At 71.3% G+C, this 21705-nt stretch carries 19 protein-coding genes; 13 read left to right on the forward strand and 6 right to left on the reverse strand.

What is annotated here, in order from left to right:
• Nucleotides 1-85 precede the first annotated feature (85 nt).
• The 6 genes from AC07RV_RS28285 (at nucleotide 86) to AC07RV_RS28310 (ending at nucleotide 6719) form a co-directional block, all read left to right on the forward strand.
• Nucleotides 86-403 carry a winged helix-turn-helix transcriptional regulator gene (locus AC07RV_RS28285; RefSeq protein ID WP_208508752.1) on the forward strand — a complete coding sequence of 106 codons (318 nt, stop codon included), beginning with the start codon at nucleotides 86-88 and terminating at the stop codon, nucleotides 401-403.
• Between the two features lie 46 nt (nucleotides 404-449).
• Complete coding sequence (locus AC07RV_RS28290) at nucleotides 450-2297, forward strand: ATP-binding response regulator (protein ID WP_296776018.1); 1848 nt, start codon at nucleotides 450-452, stop codon at nucleotides 2295-2297.
• 9 nt (nucleotides 2298-2306) lie between these two features.
• The gene (locus tag AC07RV_RS28295; protein WP_296776015.1) at nucleotides 2307-3557 is read left to right on the forward strand and encodes a cation:proton antiporter domain-containing protein; all 1251 of its coding nucleotides are present in this window, start codon (nucleotides 2307-2309) and stop codon (nucleotides 3555-3557) included.
• 287 nt (nucleotides 3558-3844) lie between these two features.
• Entirely contained in the window at nucleotides 3845-4681 is an 837-nt protein-coding gene (locus AC07RV_RS28300; protein ID WP_296776013.1) for a MipA/OmpV family protein, read from the forward strand.
• A gap of 15 nt (nucleotides 4682-4696) precedes the next feature.
• On the forward strand, nucleotides 4697-5374 hold the full coding sequence (locus AC07RV_RS28305; protein WP_296776010.1) for a response regulator transcription factor: 678 nt from the start codon (nucleotides 4697-4699) through the stop codon (nucleotides 5372-5374).
• Entirely contained in the window at nucleotides 5364-6719 is a 1356-nt protein-coding gene (locus tag AC07RV_RS28310) for a sensor histidine kinase (RefSeq protein ID WP_296776007.1), read from the forward strand. Before AC07RV_RS28305 ends, AC07RV_RS28310 begins: the two co-directional genes overlap by 11 nt.
• Before the next feature lie 6 nt (nucleotides 6720-6725).
• Here the strand turns inward: AC07RV_RS28310 and AC07RV_RS28315 are convergent, their stop codons facing one another.
• The 4 genes from AC07RV_RS28315 to AC07RV_RS28330 all read right to left on the reverse strand — a co-directional run bounded on the left by AC07RV_RS28315 (nucleotide 6726) and on the right by AC07RV_RS28330 (nucleotide 10858).
• Nucleotides 6726-7667 (reverse strand): lipase secretion chaperone, encoded by a 942-nt coding sequence (locus AC07RV_RS28315; protein ID WP_296776005.1) that lies wholly within the window; start codon nucleotides 7665-7667, stop codon nucleotides 6726-6728.
• The gene (locus AC07RV_RS28320) at nucleotides 7664-8611 is read right to left on the reverse strand and encodes an esterase/lipase family protein (RefSeq protein ID WP_296776002.1); all 948 of its coding nucleotides are present in this window, start codon (nucleotides 8609-8611) and stop codon (nucleotides 7664-7666) included. The genes AC07RV_RS28315 and AC07RV_RS28320 overlap by 4 nt, the downstream gene beginning before the upstream one ends.
• Nucleotides 8612-8829: 218 nt before the next feature.
• The gene (locus tag AC07RV_RS28325; RefSeq protein WP_296776000.1) at nucleotides 8830-10170 is read right to left on the reverse strand and encodes a heavy metal sensor histidine kinase; all 1341 of its coding nucleotides are present in this window, start codon (nucleotides 10168-10170) and stop codon (nucleotides 8830-8832) included.
• A 10-nt stretch (nucleotides 10171-10180) separates the two neighbouring features.
• On the reverse strand, nucleotides 10181-10858 hold the full coding sequence (locus AC07RV_RS28330) for a heavy metal response regulator transcription factor (RefSeq protein WP_057594849.1): 678 nt from the start codon (nucleotides 10856-10858) through the stop codon (nucleotides 10181-10183).
• Between the two features lie 162 nt (nucleotides 10859-11020).
• Here AC07RV_RS28330 and czcI point away from each other — a divergent pair, with 162 nt between their 5' ends.
• From czcI to AC07RV_RS28360, 6 genes are all read left to right on the forward strand, one after another.
• Nucleotides 11021-11398 (forward strand): cation efflux protein, CzcI family, encoded by a 378-nt coding sequence (gene czcI, locus AC07RV_RS28335; protein ID WP_296775998.1) that lies wholly within the window; start codon nucleotides 11021-11023, stop codon nucleotides 11396-11398.
• Nucleotides 11399-11502: 104 nt separating this feature from the next.
• Nucleotides 11503-12897, forward strand: coding sequence for a TolC family protein (locus AC07RV_RS28340; protein ID WP_296775996.1), 1395 nt, complete (start codon nucleotides 11503-11505; stop codon nucleotides 12895-12897).
• An 8-nt stretch (nucleotides 12898-12905) separates the two neighbouring features.
• Nucleotides 12906-14351, forward strand: a complete 1446-nt coding sequence (locus AC07RV_RS28345; RefSeq protein ID WP_296775992.1) for an efflux RND transporter periplasmic adaptor subunit — start codon at nucleotides 12906-12908, stop codon at nucleotides 14349-14351.
• Between the two features lie 9 nt (nucleotides 14352-14360).
• Nucleotides 14361-17624 (forward strand): CusA/CzcA family heavy metal efflux RND transporter, encoded by a 3264-nt coding sequence (locus AC07RV_RS28350; protein ID WP_296775989.1) that lies wholly within the window; start codon nucleotides 14361-14363, stop codon nucleotides 17622-17624.
• Nucleotides 17614-18516 (forward strand): cation diffusion facilitator family transporter, encoded by a 903-nt coding sequence (locus AC07RV_RS28355; RefSeq protein ID WP_296775986.1) that lies wholly within the window; start codon nucleotides 17614-17616, stop codon nucleotides 18514-18516. The genes AC07RV_RS28350 and AC07RV_RS28355 overlap by 11 nt, the downstream gene beginning before the upstream one ends.
• Nucleotides 18517-18574: 58 nt before the next feature.
• The gene (locus AC07RV_RS28360) at nucleotides 18575-18949 is read left to right on the forward strand and encodes a hypothetical protein (RefSeq protein WP_296775982.1); all 375 of its coding nucleotides are present in this window, start codon (nucleotides 18575-18577) and stop codon (nucleotides 18947-18949) included.
• 4 nt (nucleotides 18950-18953) lie between these two features.
• On the opposite strand, the gene mog is transcribed toward AC07RV_RS28360, so the two are convergent.
• Together mog and yjgA are read right to left on the reverse strand one after the other, a co-directional pair.
• Nucleotides 18954-19544, reverse strand: coding sequence for a molybdopterin adenylyltransferase (gene mog, locus AC07RV_RS28365; protein WP_296775980.1), 591 nt, complete (start codon nucleotides 19542-19544; stop codon nucleotides 18954-18956).
• Nucleotides 19541-20197: a ribosome biogenesis factor YjgA gene (gene yjgA, locus AC07RV_RS28370; protein ID WP_296775977.1), complete on the reverse strand. Its 657-nt coding sequence runs from the start codon at nucleotides 20195-20197 to the stop codon at nucleotides 19541-19543. The genes mog and yjgA overlap by 4 nt, the downstream gene beginning before the upstream one ends.
• Before the next feature lie 105 nt (nucleotides 20198-20302).
• On the opposite strand from yjgA, the gene pmbA reads away from it, so the two are divergent.
• A complete protein-coding gene (gene pmbA, locus AC07RV_RS28375; protein WP_296775974.1) occupies nucleotides 20303-21673 on the forward strand; it encodes a metalloprotease PmbA in 1371 nt (456 codons plus the stop codon).
• Nucleotides 21674-21705 lie beyond the last annotated feature (32 nt).

Genomic DNA, 21705 nt, shown 5'->3' on the forward strand with positions numbered 1-21705 from the left:
AATCGCTACGAAATCCGTAGCGATGATCCAGTCTATCGCTACGAAATGCGTAGCGCAGTAACGCACGCGACTCGCCCGCCGAACCATGCAAGAGAACGATCCAGCCGAAGCCCCCGCGGTGCACCGCCGCCCCGTCATGCGGTTGCTCGAACAGCTCGGCCGCAAGGGCACCCTGCGCGTGCTGTGGGAGCTGCGCGACGGCCAGCCGCAGAGCTTTCGCGCGCTGCGCACCAGCTGCGGCGAGATGTCGCCCTCGGTGCTCAACGACCGCCTCAAGGAGCTGCGCGCCACCGGGATCGTGGCGCTGGGCGACGCGGGCTATGCGCTGACCGAGTCGGGCGCCGAGCTGGTGCGGCGGCTGAAGCCGCTCAACCAATGGGCCGACCGCTGGTTCGTCCCATGACTTAGGGCACTTCCGAGCGCCGGGGGCGGTCCCCAGAATCGTCCCGATGACCAGTGCCGCAGCCCGCGACCCGAACGGCGAGCTCCTCGACCGTGCCCTCGCACAGCGCGTGCTGCGCGAGCACCTGGCGTCGTTCTATGCCTCGCGCAACGTCTCGGTCGCCACCCACATCGGCTTCGCAATCGCGCTCGGCGTCGCGACCTTCGAGCGCAGCTCGGTCCTCGCGCTGCTGTGGCTGGGTCTGGTGGTCATCATCGACCTCGCGGTGCTGCTGGCGCCGCGCTGGCATGCCGGCATCCCCGATGCCATGAGCGCGACCTGGGCGCGTCGCTATGCCGCGCAGGTCACGCTGCTGAGCGTCGTTGCCGCGCCGGTGCCGGCCTTCTTCATGGCGCGCGACGACCTGGTGACGACCACGCTGCTGGTGGTGGTCATCATGAGCGGCTGGACCCGCTCGATGCAGTCGCTGTGCTCGCTCAAGCCCGCCTTGTTCGGCTACGGCATCCCGATGATGGCGGGGCTGGTGCTCGCGCTGGCCTGGCAGGGCGACGGCGTGCACCTGTTCCTCGCGGTCTTCGGCGCGGTGCACCTGGTGCTCACCTTGCGCATCGCGACGCGCCAGCACCGCGTGCTCGACGAGGCGCTGCGGCTGCGCTTCCGCAACGAGGTGCTGGCCGCGCGCCTGGGCGAGCAGGTGGTGGCCACCGAGCGCGCGAGCCAGGAGAAGAGCCGCTTCCTCGGCACCGCCAGCCACGACCTGCGCCAGCCGCTGCATGCCATCGCGCTGTTCGGCGCCGCGCTCGAGAACGAGCTGCGCAATCGCCCCGAGGGCCGCAACGCCGAGCGGCTGATGCGCGCGGTGCATGCGCTGGGCCATTCGCTCGACACCATGCTCGACGTCTCGCGGCTCGATGCCGGCGTGGTCGCGCCGGCGCTCGACGCGGTGCCGCTCGATGCGCTGTTCCTGCCGCTCAACCACACCTTCTCGGCCCAGGCCGAGCAGCGCCAGCTGCAGCTGCGCGTGCGCGCCAGCGGGCTGTGGGTGCGCAGCGATCCGCAACTGCTGCACCGCATGCTGTCGAACCTGATGGACAACGCGCTCAAGTACACCTGGCGCGGCGGGGTGACGGTGATCGCGCGCGACCGCGGCGAGGTGGTCTGGATCGAGGTGCGCGACACCGGCATCGGCATCGCGCCCGAGCAGTCGGGCCGGATCTTCGAGGAGTTCTACCAGATCGACAACCCGGGCCGCGACCGCTCGCGCGGGCTCGGAATCGGGCTGGCGATCGTGCAGCGTCTCTCGCGCCTGCTCGGCCATCCGGTGCAGGTGCATTCGCGCCTGGGCCGCGGCACGCACGTGCGCGTGGTGGTGCCCGCCGCGCCGGCGCGCGACGAAGCCTGCGCGCCCGCGGCCGCGGCCGCGCCGCCATGGCGCCAGTCCTTCACGCCCGCGCCTTCGTTCGGGCCGCGCGCGCCGATGCCGCGCATGGAACCGATGCCGCGCCGCGTGCTGCTGGTCGACGACGAGGCCGATATCCGCGATGCCATGACCGGCCTGCTGCGCCAGCACGCGATCGACCTGCACGCGGTGGCCGACGAGGCCGCCGCCGCGCAGGCGCTGGCGCGCGCCGGCGCCGAGGGCCGGCCCTACGACCTGCTGCTGTGCGACTACCGGCTGGCCGACGGCTCCGACGGCCTCGATGCCGGGCTGCGCCTGCGCCGGAGCCAGGGCGGACGGCTGCCGCTGCTGCTGGTGACCGGCGAGACCGCGCCGCCGCGGCTGCAGCGCGTACGCGAGTCGGGCGTGCCGGTGCTGTTCAAGCCGGTGGTCGAGGAGTCGCTGCTGCGCGCCATGGCCGCGCTGTGGACCGAGGCCGAGCGCGGCGGGACTTAACATCCGGCCATGTCCGCCACGACGCTGCTGCTGCAACTGATCGTCATCCTCGGCACGGCCCGCGTCTGCGGATGGGTGCTGCGCCACCTCGGCCAACCCGGCGTGGTCGGCGAGATGGCCGCCGGCCTGATGCTGGGGCCGGCCGTCATGGGCGCGCTGTTCCCCTCGCTGCATGGCCAGATCTTCGCGAAGGAGTCGCTGGGCGGCCTGTCGGCGCTCGCCACCGTGGGCCTGGTGCTGTTCATGTTCGTGGTCGGCCTCGAGCTGCGCGCCTCGCAGGGCGTGAAGGCGCAGCTCAAGTCGGCCGGCTGGGTCGGCATCGCCAGCGTGATCGCGCCGCTGGGCCTGGGGCTGGCGATCGCGCCCGCGCTGCATCCTTCGCTGGCACCGACCGGCGTGGGCTTCTGGCCCTTCGCGCTGTTCATCGCGGCGGCGCTGTCGATCACCGCATTCCCCGTGATGGCGCGCATCCTCAAGGACCGCGGCCTGACGCGCACCCCCTTCGGCCAGCTCTCGCTGGGCGCGGCCGCGGTGGTCGACGTCTTCGCCTGGGTGCTGCTGGCCTTCGTGGTGGCGCTGGCCGGCGCCGGCGAGGGCTACCTCGGGCTGCTGCGCACCGGCGGCGGCGCGGTGGCGCTGTTCGCCTTCCTGTTCCTTGGCCTGAAGCCTGCCTATGCCTGGCTGCTGCGCACCCGCGCGCCCGACGGCGAGCCCTCGACCACGGTGCTGGCCTCGCTGATGATCGGCCTGCTGGTCTCGGCCCTGCTCACCGAATGGCTGCACCTGCATGCGGTGTTCGGCGCCTTCCTGTTCGGCGCCTGCCTGCCGCGCGACGACCGCCTGCTGCGTTCGCTGCAGGAGCGCATCGAGCCGCTGTCGATCGTGCTGCTGATGCCGCTGTTCTTCGCGCTCGCGGGGCTGGGCACCACGGCCAGCGCCTTCTCGGGCGCGGGCATCGGCGCGCTGCTGCTGATCGTCGCGGTCGCCAGCATCGGCAAGCTGGCCGGCGGCGCGATCGGCGCGCGCCTGGCCGGCTATGGCTGGCGCGACAGCCTGGCGACCGGCGCGCTGATGAACGCGCGCGGGCTGATGGAGCTGATCGTCATCAAGATCGGCCTCGACGTCGGCCTGATCGGCCCCGAGCTCTTCACCATGCTGCTGGTGATGGCGCTGGCGACCACGGCGATGACGGGGCCGCTGATCAACCTCGTGATGGGGCGCAAGGCGCGCGCGGCCGAGGCGGCGCGCGTGGAGTCCTAGGCGCAGGCGGGGGCGCCGGTGCGGCCGGCGGCACGCGCGCCGGTGCCTTGCGCGCGGACCAGGGCGAGGGCACCCAGGGCGCGGGCATCAGCGCGGCGTGCTGCATCGTGCAGCGGGAAGTCGGGTCGAAAAAAGCATGGGCATCGGCGGCTCCGGTTCGAAGAGGCGCGCATCCTCGGCCCGGCCGTCTTTCCGCGGGCTTACCGCGCGGACGCGGGCCGGTAAGACCGCGGTAAGACTGCCCCATCGAGCATCCGGGCTTCCCTGACAACCCGATTGGCTTCGCCATGCCGCGTGCTTCCTCGCTCTCTTCCTTCTCCCGTTGCCTGCCCGTGCTCGCGGGCCTGTCGCTGACCCCGTGGGCCGTGCCCGCCTGGGCGCAGGACACGGCCCTCGAACAGCCGCTCGCCGAGCCTTCCGCCGCCCCGTCCGACGACCGCGCCCGCTGGGGCCTGGGCCTCGCCGCCGGCGTCAGGCAGCAGCCCTACACCGACGCCGGCAACAAGTCGCAGGGCCTGCCGCTGGTCTACTTCGAGAACCGCCATGTGCGCGTGTTCGGCACCGGCGCGGAACTCAAGCTGCCGGCGCTCGAGCTGGGCGGCCGTTCCTCGCTGTCCTTCGGCCTGCGCGCCCGCTACGGCCTGGGCGGCTACAAGCCCGACGATGCGCCCGTGCTCTCGGGCATGGAGGAGCGCAAGGGCAGCATCTGGCTCGGCGCCGGCCTCGTCTGGCGCAACGAGCTGGCCGACGTCTCGCTCGAATGGCTCGGCGATGCCTCGGGCAAGAGCAAGGGCCAGCACCTGCGCCTGGGCGTGCAGCGCGACTTCCGCGCCGGCCGCTTCACCTTCACGCCGCGCCTCGAGGCCGTGTGGGTCGACGACAAGTACGTCGACTACTACTACGGCGTGCGCGCGCAGGAGGTCCGCATCGGGCGTCCGCTCTACCTGGGCCGCTCGAGCGTCAACACCGAGATCGGCCTGCGCGTGGGCTATGCGATCGACCGCCACCAGTCGGTGTTCCTCGACATCGGCTCCACCCAGCTGGGCAAGCAGATCAAGAACAGCCCGCTGGTGAACCGCTCCGGCCTGGGTTCGGCCTCGGTCGGCTATCTCTACCGTTTCTGAGGCATCCTCGGGCGCATGAACCGGATCGCGCTGATCGAAGACCACGAACGCATGGCCGCGCTGGTCTGCAAGGCGCTGTCGGGCGCGGGCATCGAGGCCGACGTCTTCGGCCGCATCGACAGCGCCGCGCATGCACTGCGCGGCACCGCCTATGCGGCGCTGGTGGTCGACCGCGGCCTGCCCGACGGCGACGGCCTGGAGCTGGTGCGCCGGCTGCGCGCGGCCGGCACGCGCACCCCGTGCCTGATGCTGACCTCGCGCGATGCGCTGCACGACCGCGTCGATGGCCTGGAATCGGGCGCCGACGACTACCTGGCCAAGCCCTTCTCGATGGAGGAGCTGGTGGCGCGCGTGCGCGCGCTGCTGCGCCGGCCGGTGCAGCTGCAGAGCCTGTCGCCGGCCCATGGCGACATCCGGATCCAGCCCGACAGCGGCACGCTGGCCTGCGGCCCCGAGGCGGTCACGCTGGCGCCGGCCGAGCTGCAGATCATGCTGTGCCTGGTGCGCGCCGGTGGGCAGACCGTGCGGCGCGGCGCGCTCGAGTCGGCCGCCTGGGGCCTGTCGGAAGCGGTCACGCCCAATGCGCTCGACGTGGCCCTGCACCGGCTGCGCAGGAAGCTGCAGGCCGTGGACTCGCGCTTGCAGATCGCCAACGTGAGAGGCCACGGCTATGCGCTTCGCGATGCCGCGTAGCCTCGGCACGCGCCTGCTGGTCACCTACGTGGCGGGCGTGCTCGTGTGCATCGTGCTGATCGCCGCGGGCGGTGCCGTGGCGTTCGCGCTGCGCGGCCAGGTGTTCAACGAGAGCATCGCCAACCATGCGCGCCTGATCGCTCGCGCGCTGCGCTTCGACGCGGCCGGGCAGCCGGTGGGCCTGGACGAATCCCGCCTCACGATGTGGCTCTATGCGGGCCTGGGCCGCGAGACCTCGGTGCGCGTGCTCGACGCGGCGGGCCAGGTCGTGCTGCCCGCGGGGCAGGGCCTGGCGGCGCTGCGCGCGGACAACGGCAGCTTCGAGCCGGAAGGCCGCTCCTTCGACGCGGTGGCGGACGGCCTGCCGATGCGGGTCGCGACCGAGGCCATCGAGCATGGCGGCCGGCGCTGGTACGTGCAGGTGGCGATCAGTCGGCGCTTCATCGAGGTCATGGAGCGCGCCGTCGGCCTGCCGGCGCTGGGGCAGGGCATGCTGTTCGCGAGCCTGGCCTCGGTGCTGGTGTTCGCCGTCGCCATGTACTTCACCCTCGGCCGCATGCTGCGGCCGCTGCGCGCGGCGTCCGACAGCGCCGCCTGCATCACGCCGCGCACGCTCGATGCGCGGCTCGAGGTGCGCGGGCTGCCGTCCGAGATGCTGCCGCTGATCGAGGCCTTCAACCGCGCGCTCGACCGGCTCGAGCGCGGCTATGTCGCGCAGCAGGATTTCCTCGGCACGGTGGCGCACGAGCTCAAGACCCCGCTGGCGCTGATCCGCGCCCAGATCGAGCTGCATGGCGCGGGCGATGCCGGCTTCGATCGCGAGGCCCTGCTGCGCGACGTCGACCAGATGGCGCGGCACGTGAACCAGCTGCTGCACCTGGCCGAGGCCACCGAGCTGCGCAACTACGAGATCGGCCTCGTGCACCTGGCCGCGTTGGTCGACGAGGTGGGCGACTACCTGGCGCGGCTGGCCGAGCGGCGCCGGGTGCGGCTCGACCTGCGCGTGGCCTCCGAGTCGCTCGGCTGGCGCGCCGACCGCGGGGCGCTGTTCACGCTGCTGAAGAACCTGCTCGAGAACGCGATCCAGCATTCGCCGCCGAACGCGACGGTGCGGCTGGTGGCCGACGAACAGCGGATCTCGGTGCGCGACCAGGGGCCCGGGCTGAGCGCCACCGAGTTGCCGAAAGTCTTCGAGCGCTTCTGGCGCGGCGCCGGACGGCGCGACGAAGGCTCGGGCCTGGGGCTCGCGATCTGCCAGGAGATCGCGCTCGCGCATGGCTGGCAACTGACGGTGCGCAGCGCGGCACCGGGGGCCGAGTTCGTGGTCGCGCGCGAAACCTCCTAGCGGGTCCTAGCGCGGCGTCATCGACGGCGCCGCGGCCGCCGCCTGCGCGCGCAACTGCAGCGCCGCTTCCAGCCGCATCCGTTCCTCGGGCGTGAAGAGCTGCTGCTTCATCTGTTCGAGCGACTGCGCATCGGCCTTGGCCGATTGCAGTGCCGCGTACTGCGCGAGCCGCCCCTGCCAGTCGCGTTCCTCGCGGTCGAGCTGGGCGAGCTGCTGCGCGGCCGGCGCGCCGTACTGCGCGCTGCGTTCGGCGAAGCGTTCCTGGTCGCTGGCGCCGCGCGCTTCGAGCGCCGCGGTCTGCGAGGCCACCTGGAGCTGGGCCACGGTCCCGGCGCGCTGGGCGCGTTGGGTCTCGCCGAGGCTGCGCTCGTTGTCCTCGAGCGCGGCCTGGCGCTGCGCGGGCGTGAGGGCGGTGTTGCGCTCGATCTCGAGCCGCGCGAGGCTGTAGCGGTCGAAGTCGTCGTCGGCACCGAACAGCGCCTGGTACTCGTCGGGCATGAAGTGCTGTTCGCGCACCCGGCGGCGCGCCTCGACCGTGTCGCGCAGCGCGCGCGGATCGCCGAGGTCGGCCGGCAGCTGCAGCGCGCCGAGCGCCACGCGGTAGTCGACGTAGCGGCCCAGCAGCGCCCGGGCGCGCGCCGCCTCGTGCGGCGCGAAGTGCGTGGGCACCAGCGCCTCGACGCGGCGCTTGAGGTCCTCGGGGCTCGCGGCCTCGCCGGCTTCGAGCAAGAGCGCCTCGATGCGGTCGCGCAGGTTCGGCGTGAGGAAGCTGTCGGCGATGACCGCGGGCGCGGCGGTCGGGGGCGTCTGCGCCAGCGGCACGGGACCGGCCGATGCGGCCTCACCCGTGCGCGCCTCGCTTTCCGCCGGGCCCGACATGCCGAACCACCAGCCGCCGAGCGCCACCACCGCGGCCGCGGCCAGAACCAGGGGCCAGCGGCGCGTCACAGGCCGATCTGCTTGAGGCGGGTGGCGTGCTGGCGGTACAGCGCGACCGGATCGGGTGCGAGCCAGTCGCGCACGCCGAGCAGCTGGTTCACCTCGTCGAGGTGGTTCTGGCGGTAGTCGCCCAGGTGCTTGCCCAGGCGCGAGGAGCACACGGCCACCAGGCCGTCGTTGGTCTCGCCGAAGCTCAGGCCCAGCAGGCCGAGCGAAGCGTCGCTGGGATCGAGCAGGTTGGTCACGGGCTGCTTGCCGGTCCACGAGTAGTAGCGCACGCCACCGACCACCTCGGCGCCGTCGCCGCAGCCCGTGGGCACGGCCTGCGGGAAGCGGCGCGTGAAGTCGGCCGAGCCGGCCGCGGTCAGCGAATCGAGCGCGGCCACCGGCATCTGCGGCAGCCCGCTGCCGCCCGAGCCGAGGTTGATGAGCGCCACGAAGGCATTCACCGCGCCGTTGAGCACGGTCTCGCTGAGCGAGCCGGCCGGCACGGTGCCGCGCAGGATGTCGGCCACGCGCGAGCCCTTGTTCGGGCCGGCCACCGAGGTGACCGAGGCCACGAGCTGCGGCGCCACGCCTGCCACGTAGCGGATGGTCGGGCCGCCATGCGAATGGCCCACCAGGTTGACCTTGGCGGCCCCGGTGATGGCCATGATGTTCTTCACCTGCGCGAGCAGTTGCTCGCCGCGCACCTCGGTGCTGTTGGCGGCCGACACCTGCGCCACGAACACGCGCGCGCCGCTGCGCTGCAGCGCCGAGGGAATGCCGTACCAGTAGTCGACGCCGAACAGCGAATCGAAACCGAACAGGCCGTGCACGAGCACGATCGGGTAGCGGGTCTGCGTGGCGTTGTCCTGCGCCTGCGCGGGGGCCATGAAGCCCAGAAGGCCCAGCAGGGCGAAGACCGTCGGAAGCGCCAGGCGGCGCAGCAGACCACCGAAAAATCCATTCATGCTCATCTCCTTGAGTGCCGGTTAATAAAACGAACGTCCGTGCTTTTTATTGAGGGCGGATTCTTGGGGGCGCGGCGCCTGTGCCGTATCGGGATAAACCCGGCTTGGCCGACGAAAGGTACGCGCAGTTCCGCGAAGGAAGCCCAAAGTTCTCGGGCGTTGCGTGCGCGATGAAGAAGAAAGGCGTCAGCGGCCCGCGGCGGCCGGACGCCCGCGCATCACGGGTGCGTTGGCACCGTGAAGCCGATGCGCGTCGTGCCGTTTTGGCTGGATGCGAACACGCGACCGCCGTGCATGCGCGCGATGGCCTCGACGATAGCCAGGCCCAGCCCATGGTGGCGGGCCGAGCCGTCGCGCGCCGGGGCCGCGCGGTAGAAGCGCTCGAACAGCCGCGGCAGCACCTCGGGCGCGATGGCGGCGCCGCGGTTGACGAGCACCAGCGCGATCGCGTCGCGCTGGCTGCCCGGGCCGGCGTCGGGCCCGATCTCGATCGCGATGGCCGAGCCCGGCGCCGCGAAGCGGATGGCATTGCCCAGCAGGTTCGAGAGCGCGCGGCGCACCAGCGCCGCATCGACGTCGACCCTGGCATCGCCGTCGACGCGCGCCTGCAGCCCGGCCTCCTCGAGCATGGCGTCGTGGAAGTCGATCACGTCCACCGCCTGCGCCGCCAGGCTCACGGTCGCGCGCGAGCGCGTCGCGCCGCCGCGCTCGGCCTGCGAGAGGAACAGCATGTCGGTCACGATGCCCGAGAGGCGGCCGATCTCCTCGAGGTTGGAGGCCAGCACGGCCTGCAACTCCTCGTTGCCGCGCGGACGGGTCAGCGCGAGCTCGGTCGAGCCGATCAGGTTGGCCAGCGGCGTGCGCAGCTCGTGTGCCACGTCGGCGTTGAAGGATTCGAGCTGCACGTAGGCGCGCTGCACACGCAACAGCAGTGCGTTGAACTGCGTGATCCAGGGTTGCAGTTCCTCGGCGAAGGCCAGCGCGTCGATCGGCTCGTTGGGCCGGTCGGGCGCCATCGCCGAGGTACGCTCGGCCAGCGCCTTCAGCGGCCGCAGACCGCGCCGCACCAGCCAGAAGCCGGTCAGCGAGACCAGCGCCGTGCCCAGCAGCACCGCGCCCAGCAGGGTCCAGGCCAGGCGCTCGAGCAGCCGCGCGTCGTTGGCCACGCTGATGCCGATGGAGACCGTGAGCGGCGCGGTCTGCGCGCCCGGCGCGCGCCACGGCATCTGCCGGTCGCTGCGCACCCAGCGCCCGCCCGTGGGCGGCGTGGAGCGGAAGATGGTGTCGCCCGTGGCCGTGACGATGGAGAGGCTGAACTCGTCCTCCATCGAGAAGAAGTCCTCGAGCTTGTGCCGCAGGGTCGAGAGATCGCCGGCCTTCTCGCCCTCGGCCAGCAGGTGCTGCACCAGCTCGGCCTTGTGCGCGATCTCGGTGTCCTGCTTGGCGCCGAAGTTCCAGGCCGTGACCAGGTAGACCGCGAGGCACACCACGCTGAGGCCGAAGAAGGTCTGGGCCGCGAACCAGAGCGACAGCCGGCGGCGTATCGAGGGGGCGCGCATGCTCGGGCCCTCAGGCCCAGGAGCGGTCTTCGAGCACGTAGCCCATGCCGCGCACCGTGTGCAGCAGCTTCACCTCGAAGGGATCGTCGATCTTGCCGCGCAGCCGGCGGATCGCCACCTCGACCACGTTGGTGTCGCTGTCGAAGTTCATGTCCCACACCTGCTCGGCCAGCGTGGTGCGCGAGAGGATCTGGCCGCGCCGGCGCAGCAGCACCGTCAGCAGCATGAATTCCTTCGAGGTCAGGTCGACGCGCTTGCGCGCGCGCTGGCACTTGCGGCTCGCGAGGTCGAGCTCCAGATCGGCCAGACGCAACACGGTGGCGTCTTGGGCCTGGCCGCGGCGCAGCAGGGCCTGGATGCGCGCGAGCAGTTCCGAGAACGAGAAGGGCTTGACCAGGTAGTCGTCGGCGCCCTGCTGCAGGCCGTTGACGCGGTCCTCGACCTTGTCGCGCGCGGTCAGCACCAGCACCGGGACGTTCTTGGTGCGGCGTATCGCCTTGAGCACCGCGAATCCGTCGATGCCCGGGAGCATCACGTCGAGCAGGATCAGGCCGTAGTCGCCCTCGGTGGCCAGGTAGCGGCCCTCGATGCCGTCGCGCGCGATGTCGACGACGTAACCGTTCTCCTCCAGGCCTTTCTTGAGGTAGTCGCCCAGCTTGGGCTCGTCCTCGATCACAAGAATTCGCATCGCCGGATGGTAATGAAACAGGGGCCTCGCAGGGGGTTACAAATTCGTAATCCGCTTGACGGACAAAGCCGTGTCGAGGCGTCGTACAGTGCGCTGCACCCGCGTTCCGTGGGGTCTTGAAAGCCTCGGTGCCGCAGGTGCCGTCGATATACTCCCGCTCCCATGCGCCGCTGGCTGTTGATCTTCCTGGTGTTCCTGCTTCCGCTCCAGTACAGCTGGGCGATGTCGGCCGCCTATTGCGCGCACGAGCAGGACGCGCAGACACAGCACTGGGGCCACCACGAGCATCCGGGCAACGCGGCCGAAGACCGCAGCCACGCCGACGCGGGCACGTCGAAGGACGCCGGCAACGCGCCGAATCCCGCGATCGGCGACTGTGCCCTGTGCCACTTCGGTCATGCGCAGCATGCGGTGGCGGCGCCCGCCGAAGTGCCCGGCATCGCCTTCGTTCCGCAGGGCCCGCGCGCCGTGCTCGCCGAGTCCTTCGACTCCCACATCCCCGAAGTGCCAGTGCGCCCCGCATGGACTCTCGCCGCCTGATCCGGCGAGAGCACGCCTTCATTCCCTTTTCGCACTGACACGGTTCATGCACTGAGCTCTCGCCGGATTTTCCCGTTCGTTGTTTCGCAACCCAGGAGAATCCGATGCGCACGCTCTTCGTGCCGCTGGCCGTGTTGGCCTTGGCGGTACCCCCGGTCTTCGCCCAGCCTTCGCTGCCCACGCAGCAGGCCGCGACCGGCACTTCCACTTCTGCTGCCTCATCGCAGGCATCCGCCGGCTTCGAGCCCGCGGGCCCGCTGACCCTGCGCAGCGCGCTCGCGCTGGCGTTCCAGGCCAACCCGGGCCTGTTCGCGGCCCGGCGCGAGCGCGAGGCCACCGATGGCGCGCTGGTGCAGGCCGGCGCCTGGCCCAATCCGACGCTCGACGTGACGCTCGAGGACACGCGGCGCGACAACCGCACCACCACGGTCCAGCTGAGCCAGCCGATCGAGCTCGGCGGCAAGCGCGCGGCGCGCGTGAGCGCGGCCGAACGCGCGCGCGACCAGGCCGAATCCGCGCTCGCGGCCAAGCGCGCCGAGCTGCGTGCGACCGCGATCACGCTGTTCTTCGAGGTGCTCTCGGCACAGGAACGGCTGCGGCTGGCGCAGGACTCGGTAGGCCTCGCGCAGGCGGCCACGCGCGCCGCGGCCAACCGCGTGGCGGCCGGCAAGGTCTCGCCGCTGGAAGAAACCCGCTCGCGCGTGGCCGAGGCCGGCATCCGCGTCGAGCTGATGCAGGCCGAGGGCACCCTGCGCACGGCGCGCCAGCAGCTCGCGGCGCTGTGGGGCAATCCGGCGCCGCGCTTCACGCAGGTCGACGGCGCGGTCGACCGCCTGCCGCAGCCCCTGGGCGAGCAGGAGGTGGCACTGCGCCGTGCCGAGGCACCGGCGCTGCGCCAGGCGCGGCTCGAGGTCGAGCGCCGGCGCGCGCTGTCCGAGCTGGAGCGCGCCAAGCGCATTCCCGACGTGACCGTGTCGCTGGGTGCCAAGCGCGTGCCGGCCTCCGAGGGCGAGGGCGGTGCCGGCAGTTCGCGCCGTGACCAGGTGGTGCTGGGCCTGTCGGTGCCGCTGCCGATCTTCGACACCAACCGCGGCAACCTCGCCGAGGCCCTGAGCCGCGAGGAGAAGGCGCGCGACGAGCTCGCCGCGGCCGAACTGCAGCTGGGCGCCGACCTGGCCCAGGCGAGCGAACGGCTGCGTTCGGCGCGTGCCACCGCCGAGACCCTGCAGCGCGACGCGCTGCCCGGCGCGGCCGAGGCCTGGCGCGCGGCCACCAAGGGCTTCGAGCTCGGCAAGTTCAGCTTCCTCGAGGCGCTCGATGCGCAGCGCACGCTGTTCCAGGTGCGCGCGCAGTACCTGCTGGCGCTGGCCGAGGCGCACCGCGCCGCGGGCGAACTCGACCGGCTGCTCGGCACCGAGGGCCTGTCCGACGACCTCGCCACCCCGGCCCCCATGGCCGCCATTCCCGCCGCCACCCCCCATTCCGCTGTCACCCGCTGAGGTTTCCCATGAGCATCGAACAAGAACGCAAGAACGCCTCGCCCGCCGTGGGCCGCAAGCAATGGATCGCAATCGCCGTCGTGCTGGCCGTGGGGCTGGCCGTCGGCGCGCTGATCCTGCGCACCGGAGGACCGTCGAAGCCCGCCGGCGGCCACGCCGAGTCGGCCGCGCATGCCGACGAGGAGCACCACGAGAGCGGCAAGGAGGCCGCCGGCCATGGCCATGACCACGAGGAGGCGAAGGGCCATGCCGATGGCGAGCACCACGAGGAGGAGGGCAAGGGCGAGAAGAAGGCCGAGGCCGGCGATGACGGCCACGGGCACGGGGCCAAGGAGGAGGCCAAGGGCGAAGCAAAGGGCGAAGCGAAGGGCGACGCCAAGGCCGAGACCAAGGCCGCCGCCGGCGGGCACGAGGGCGAGGACCGCAGGATCGCCTTCACCGAGGCCCAGATCAAGGCCGCCGGCGTGGCGATCGAGACCACCGGCCCCGCGAACATCCGCACCGCGCTGCAGCTGCCGGGCGAGATCCGCTTCAACGAGGACCGCACGGCGCACGTGGTGCCGCGCGTGCCGGGCGTGGTCGACAGCGTGCCCGCCAACCTCGGGCAGGAGGTCAAGCGCGGCCAGGTGCTGGCGGTGATCTCGAGCCCGGCGCTGTCGGAGCAGCGCAGCGAGCTGCAGTCGGCGCAGCGCCGGCTCGAGCTGGCGCGCAGCACCTACGAGCGCGAGAAGAAGCTGTGGGAGGAGAAGATCTCGCCGCAGCAGGACTACCTGCAGGCGCAGCAGCTGATGCAGGAGGCGCAGATCGCGGTCGCCAACGCGAACCAGAAGCTGCTGGCGCTCGGCGCCGTGCCGGGCTCGGGCGGCGGCTCGCTGGGCCGCTACGAGCTGCGCGCGCCCTTCGACGGGCTGGTGGTCGAGAAGCACATCTCGCTCGGCGAATCGGTCAAGGAGGACGCCAACGTCTTCACCGTGTCCGACCTGTCCACCGTCTGGGCCGAGATCAGCGTGCCGGCGCAGCACCTGCCGCTGGTGCGCACCGGCGAGACGGTCCGCATCCGTTCCACCGCCTTCGACCAGGTGGCGCAGGGTAAGGTGTCGTACGTGGGCGCGCTGCTCGGCGCGCAGACGCGCACCGCGACCGCGCGCGTGACGCTGACCAACCCGCAGCGCGTGTGGCGCCCGGGGCTGTTCGTCAATGTCGAGCTGGTGGCCTCGGAACTGCAGGCGCCGGTCACGGTGTCGGCCGAGGCGGTGCAGAGCGTGGAGGACAAGCCCACCGTGTTCCTGCGCGTGCCGGGCGGCTTCCTGCCGCAGGCGGTGCAGACCGGGCGCAGCGACGGACAGCGCATCGAGATCACCGGCGGGCTGAAGCCGGGCCAGGCCTATGCCGCCGCGGGCAGCTTCGTCGTGAAGTCGCAGCAGGGCAAGGCCTCTGCGACCCACACCCACTGAGGACGCACGATGTTCGAACGTGTGATCCGATTCGCCATCGAGCAGCGCTGGCTGGTGCTGCTCGCGGTGCTGGGCATGGCCGCGCTCGGCGTGTTCAGCTACCAGAAGCTGCCCATCGACGCGGTGCCCGACATCACCAACGTGCAGGTGCAGATCAACACCGCCGCGCCCGGCTACTCGCCGCTCGAGACCGAGCAGCGCGTGACCTACCCGATCGAGACCGTGATGGCCGGCCTGCCGGGCCTGCAGCAGACGCGCTCGCTGTCGCGCTACGGCCTGTCGCAGGTGACCGTGATCTTCAAGGACGGCACCGACATCTACTTCGCGCGCCAGCTCGTCAACGAGCGCATCCAGTCGGCGCGCGAGAAGATGCCCGAGGGGATCTCGCCGGTGGTGGGGCCGATCTCCACCGGCCTGGGCGAGATCTACCTCTGGACCGTGGAGACGGGGGAGGGCGCGAAGCGGCCCGACGGCCAGCCCTACACGTCCACCGATCTGCGCGAGATCCAGGACTGGATCATCAAGCCGCAGCTGCGCAACGTGCCGGGCGTGACCGAGATCAACTCCATCGGCGGCTATGCCAAGGAGTTCCAGATCGCGCCCGATCCCGCCAAGCTGCTCGCGCACGGCCTCACGATGACCGACATCGTGACCGCGCTCGAGCGCAACAACGCCAACGTGGGCGCGGGCTACATCGAGAAGCGCGGCGAGCAGTACCTGATCCGCGCGCCGGGCCAGGTGAAGTCGGCCGAGGACATCGGCAACGTGATCCTCGGCAACGCGCAGGGCGTGCCGCTGCGCGTGTCCGACGTGGCGCAGGTCGGCATCGGCCAGGAGCTGCGCACGGGCGCGGCCACCGACAACGGCCGCGAGGTGGTGCTCGGCACGGTGTTCATGCTGATCGGCGAGAACAGCCGCAGCGTCTCGCAGGCGGTCGACCGCAAGATGCAGGAGATCAACCGCACCCTGCCCGAGGGCGTGAAGGCGGTGACGGTGTACGACCGCACGGTGCTGGTCGACAAGGCCATCGCCACGGTGAAGAAGAACCTGCTCGAGGGCGCGGTGCTGGTGATCGCGATCCTGTTCCTGTTCCTCGGCAACATCCGCGCGGCCATCATCACCGCGCTGGTGATCCCGCTGTCGATGCTGTTCACCTTCACCGGCATGGTGAACCAGCGCATCAGCGCCAACCTCATGAGCCTGGGCGCGCTCGACTTCGGCATCATCATCGACGGCGCGGTGGTGATCGTGGAGAACTGCGTGCGCCGCCTGGCCCATGCGCAGGCCCACAAGGGCCGGCCGCTCACGCGCAGCGAGCGCTTCCACGAGGTCTTCGCGGCCTCGCAGGAGGCGCGCCGGCCGCTGCTGTTCGGCCAGCTCATCATCATGATCGTGTACCTGCCGATCTTCGCGCTCACCGGCGTCGAGGGAAAGCTGTTCCACCCGATGGCCTTCACCGTGGTGATCGCGCTCCTGGGCGCGATGATCCTGTCGATCACCTTCATCCCCGCGGCCGTGGCGCTGTTCATCGGCAGCAAGGTCGGCGAGAAGGAGAACCGGCTGATGTCGTGGGCGCGCCGCGCCTATGCGCCGCTGCTGGCACGCGTGATGAACGCCAAGCCGCTGGTGATCACGCTGGCCTCGGTGGCGGTGGTGCTGTCGGGCCTGCTGGCCACGCGCCTGGGCACCGAGTTCGTGCCCAGCCTCAGCGAGGGCGACTTCGCGATCCAGGCGCTGCGCATCCCGGGCACCAGCCTCACGCAGTCGGTCGAGATGCAGCAGCAGCTCGAGCGCACGCTGAAGACCAAGTTTCCCGAGATCGAGCGCGTGTTCGCGCGCACCGGCACGGCCGAGATCGCATCCGACCCGATGCCGCCGAACATCTCCGACGGCTACATCATGCTCAAGCCCGAGAGCGAATGGCCCACGCCCCGGCGCAGCCGCGCCGAGCTGCTGGTGGCGGTGCAGGAGGAGGTCGAGAAGCTGCCGGGCAACAACTACGAGTTCTCGCAACCGATCCAGCTGCGCTTCAACGAGCTGATCTCGGGCGTGCGCAGCGACGTGGCGGTGAAGATCTTCGGCGACGACATGGCGGTGCTCGAGAAGACCGCCGCGCAGGTGGCCGGCGTGCTCAACGGCATCGGCGGCGCGGCCGAGGTCAAGGTCGAGCAGACCACGGGCCTGCCGATGCTCACGGTGGAGATCGACCGCGGCAAGACCGCGCGCTACGGCCTCAACGTGGGCGACGTGCAGGACGCGGTCTCGACCGCGGTCGGCGGCCGCGAAGCGGGCATCCTGTTCGACGGCGACCGGCGCTTCGGCATCGTGGTGCGCCTGCCCGAGAACCTGCGCACCGACCTGGAGGCGATCCAGCGGCTGCCGATCGCGCTGCCGCGCGGCACGGCGGCGCCCGCGGGCATCGCCGGCAGCACGGTGCAGGGCTCCACCGGCGCCGCGCCCGAGGGCCAGCGTCTGAGCTTCATCCCGCTCGGCGAGGTCGCCACGCTGTCGGTCGCGCCCGGTCCCAACCAGATCAGCCGCGAGGACGGCAAGCGCCGCATCGTGGTCAGCGCCAACGTGCGCGGGCGCGACCTCGGCTCCTTCGTGGCCGAGGCGGAGCAGGCGATGCAGTCGGTGCGCATTCCCGTGGGCTACTGGACCGACTGGGGCGGCCAGTATGAGAACCTCGAGTCGGCGACCCAGCGGCTGCAGATCGTGGTGCCGGTGTCGCTGCTGCTGGTGTTCGTGCTGCTGTTCGCGATGTTCGGCAACCTCAAGGACGGCCTGCTGGTCTTCACCGGCATCCCGTTCGCGCTCACCGGCGGCATCGTGGCGCTGTGGCTGCGCGACATCCCGCTGTCGATCTCGGCCGCGGTGGGCTTCATCGCGCTGTCGGGCGTGGCGGTGCTCAACGGGCTGGTGATGCTGTCGTTCATCCGCAACCTGCGCGAGGGCGGCCTGCCGCTCGATGCCGCGATCCGCGAGGGCGCGCTGACCCGGCTGCGGCCGGTGCTGATGACCGCGTTGGTCGCCTCGCTGGGCTTCGTGCCGATGGCCATCGCCACCGGCACCGGCGCCGAGGTGCAGCGGCCGTTGGCCACGGTGGTGATCGGCGGTATCCTGTCCTCGACCGCGCTCACGCTGCTGGTGCTTCCGCTGCTCTACCGCATCGCGCACCGGCGCGACGAGGAAGAGACCGAGGAGGAGGCCCGCGAACGGCAGCAGGGCGCGCCGATCGACCCCGAACCGCGAGCCGCATCCCATGGCCCATGAGCATTCGCACGGCGCCGGCGCGAACGAGAAGGCACTGCGCTGGGCGCTGCTGCTGACCTCGACCTACCTCGTGGCGGAGGTGGTCGGCGGGCTGGTCTCGGGCAGCCTCGCGCTGCTGTCCGATGCCGCCCACATGTTCACCGACACGGTGGCGCTGGCGATCTCGCTGGCCGCCATCCGCATCGGCCAGCGGCCGGCCGACCGGCGCCGCACCTTCGGCTACCACCGCTTCGAGATCCTCGCGGCGGTGCTCAACGCGGTGCTGCTGTTCCTGGTGGCGATCTACGTGCTGTACGAGGCCTGGCGGCGCATCGCGGCGCCGGCCGAGATCCAGTCGACCATGATGCTGCTGGTGGCCGCGGGCGGGCTGGTCGTCAACCTGATCGGCATGCGCCTGCTGGCCGGCGGCAAGGACAAGAGCCTCAACGTCAAGGGCGCCTACCTCGAGGTCTGGGCCGACATGCTGGGCTCGGTGGGCGTGATCGTCGGCGCCCTGGTGATCCGCTACACCGGCTGGGCCTGGGTCGATTCGCTGATCGCGGTGGCCATCGGCCTGTGGGTGCTGCCGCGCACCTGGCGCCTGCTGCGCGAGAGCCTCAACGTGCTGCTCGAGGGCGTGCCCGACGAGGTCGACCTGCCCGAGGTCGAGCGCGCGCTGCTCGCGAGCGAGGGCGTGGCCAGCCTGCACGACCTGCACGTGTGGGCGCTGTCCAGCGGCAAGGTGAGCCTCAGCGTGCACGTGGTGAGCGCGCCCGAGGTCGACGACCTCGCGCCGCTGGTGCAGCGGCTGCGCGCGCTGCTGGCCGAGCGCTTCGACATCCACCATTCGACCGTGCAGGCCGAGCGCGTGCCTTGCGAGCAGGCGGGGGAGACGCACGGCTTCGGCGCCTGAGCGGTTCGTGACTCGCGGATGGCGCACAATCCGCCGCGAATCACAGCACACAGGACCGATGAGCCGCAGCCACCGCCAGTCTTATTCGCCCGCCATCGAGGCCGCCGCCGCCCGCGAGCCGCGGCGCCGCAAGGGCGACGCACCCTCGCATGCGCCGATGGCCTTCGACGCGGCATCGGCGCCCGCGACCTCCGCGCCCCCCACGAGGACCTGGCGCTCGACGGTGGTCGGCGCCGCCATCGGCTTCGGCATCGTGCTGGCGCTGGCCATGCAATGGCTCATGACCTGGCAGATCGACAACGCGCAGCAGCGCCGCGAGCAGCAGAAGCAGCTGCGCGCGGCCGCCTCGCGCTGCTACGAGCAGGCGTCGAATGCCGCGGTGCAGGCCTGCCTCAAGGAGGTCGAGGCCAGGGGCGTGGCGGCCCAGCCCTGAAGCGTCAGCGCGCGGGCCGGATCGCCGACTTCGGACGGAAGGCCTTGCAGACCGTGTCGTCGGTCTCGAGGTAGGGCCCGCCGATCAGGTCGATGCAGTAGGGCACGGCCGCGAAGATGCCGGGCACGAGCTGCGTGCCCTCGGCGTCCTTCAGGCCTTCGAGCGTTTCCGCGATCGACTTGGGCTGGCCCGGCAGGTTGATGATCAGGCTCTTGTCGCGGATCACCGCGACCTGGCGCGAGAGGATCGCGGTCGGCACGAAGCGCAGGCTGATCTGGCGCATCTGCTCGCCGAAGCCCGGCATCTCCTTGTGGGCGACCGCCAGCGTGGCCTCGGGCGTCACGTCGCGCAGCGCGGGGCCGGTGCCGCCGGTGGTCAGCACCAGCGAGCAGCCGGCGTCGACCAGCTCGATCAGCGCGGCGCTGATGCCGGGTGCTTCGTCGGGGATCAGCCGGGGCTCGAAGTCGATCGGATTCTTGAGCGCGCGGCGCAGCCAGTCCTGCAGCGCGGGCAGGCCCTTGTCTTCATAGGCGCCGCTCGAGGCGCGGTCGCTGATCGAGACGATGCCGATGCGTACCGGGTCGAAGCCGCTCATGCATCTTCCTCCCGGCCCTGTTCCGCCGCGGCCGCCGCATGGTCGTCGCCGCCATGCACCGCGAGCTGCTCGCGCACGAGCTGGAACACCTCGCGGTAGGCCTTGCCCTGGCGCGGCGCCTCGCCGGCCGGGCCGGCCTTGATGTCCTTGCGCGCCTGGCGCACGAGGGCGCGCAGCTGCTGGGCATCGGTGGCCGGGTGGGTCTCGATCCAGCCGCCGAGCGCATCGTCGTCGGCGATCAGGCGGTCGCGCCAGCGTTCGGCCTCGTGCAGCAGCGCGGTCTCGGCGGCCGGGCCACTGGACTGCTCGGCCAGCGCGGCGCGGATCGCCTCGATGGTGGGCTCGTCGAGCTTGCGCATCAGCTTGCCGATGAACTGCATCTGGCGGCGCTTGCCCTCGAAATTGGTGATGCGCTTGGCCTCGTGGATCGCCTCGACCAGCTTCTCGCCGAGCGGCAGCGCGTCGAACAGCGCGGCGCGCAGGGTCATGAGCTCTTCGCCGAGCTTCTGCAGTTCGGCGCTCTCGCGCTTGAGGTCGGTGCGGCTGGCGTCGTCGGTGCCCTTGAGCTCGCGCTTGAGCTCCAGGTCGAGTTCGCTGCCTTCGGCGACGAACTGGCCGCGGACGAAGTAGCCTTTTTTGGGTTTGCGGGACATGGGGATGGATTCTGTGCCGCGCCGCGCAGCGGTGCAACGCGGCGGGACCGAGGGGAAAACGGTGCCAAACGGGAAACGGGGGGCGCAAGTATCATAGCCACCCACATGACGACCTCTTCCTCGCGCGCCGACTCCGGCTTCGCCTACAGCCGCTCCTTCTTCGAAAACCTGGTCGATTCGGCCCTGGCCCACGCCAAGAAGCTGGGGGCCACCAACGCGGGGGCCGAAGCTTCCGAGGGCTGCGGCCTCAGCGTCTCGGTGCGCAAGGGCGAACTCGAGAACGTCGAGCGCAACCGCGACAAGTCGCTGGGCGTCACCGTCTACGTCGGCCACCGGCGCGGCAATGCCAGCACCTCCGACTTCTCCGAGGCGGCCATCGCGCAGACCGTGCAGGCGGCCTACGACATCGCGCGCTTCACGGCCGAGGACCCGGTCAGCGGCCTGCCCGACGAGGCCGACATCGCCAAGGAGCATCCCGACCTCGACCTGTTCCACCCCTGGGAGGTCACGAGCGAGCAGGCCGCCAAGCTGGCGCTCGAATGCGAGGCGGCCGCGCTGTCGACCGACAGGCGCATCACCAACAGCGAAGGTGCCGGCGTCTCGGCCCAGCAGAGCCACTTCTTCAGCGCCCACACCCACGGTTTCCGCGGCGGCTACGCGAGTTCGCGCCATTCGATCTCGGTGGCGCCGATCGCCGGCAAGGGCGACAACATGCAGCGCGACGCCTGGTACAGCTCGATGCGCTCGGCCGACGAGCTCGCGAGCCCGCAGGCCGTGGGCCGCTATGCCGCCGAGCGCGCGCTGAGCCGCCTGAAGTCGCGCAAGATCAAGACGGTGGAATGCCCGGTGCTGTTCGAGTCGCCGCTGGCCGCGGGCCTGCTCGGCGGGCTGGTGCAGGCCACCAGCGGCGGCGCGCTCTACCGCAAGAGCACCTTCCTGCTCGACTCGCTCGGCAAGCCGGTGCTGCCTTCGCACGTCGACGTGAGCGAAGACCCGCACGTGCTGCGCGGCAAGGGCAGCTCGCCGTTCGACGACGAGGGCGTGGTCACGCGGGCGCGCAAGGTGGTCGACGCGGGCCGGCTCGAGGGCTACTTCCTCTCGACCTACTCGGCGCGCAAGCTCGGCATGAAGACCACCGGCAATGCCGGCGGCTCGCACAACCTGGTGCTGAGCTCGCGCCTCACGCAGGCCGGCGACGACCTCGACGCGATGCTGCAGAAGCTGGGCACCGGCCTGTTCGTCATCGAGCTGATGGGGCAGGGCGTGAACTACGTGACCGGCGACTACTCGCGCGGCGCCAGCGGCTTCTGGGTCGAGAAGGGCCGCATCGCGTTCCCGGTGGAGGAGATCACCATCGCCGGCAACCTCAAGGACATGCTGATGGGGATTGAAGCCATCGGGGCCGATGCTTACACTTTCGGCGCCAAGACGACGGGCTCGCTGCTGGTCAACCGCATGAAGGTCGCTGGCGCCTGAGCCCACGCGGCACGGGCGCCGCGGCGGCGGCA

The organism is Variovorax sp. GW821-FHT09B01, from assembly GCF_059418345.1.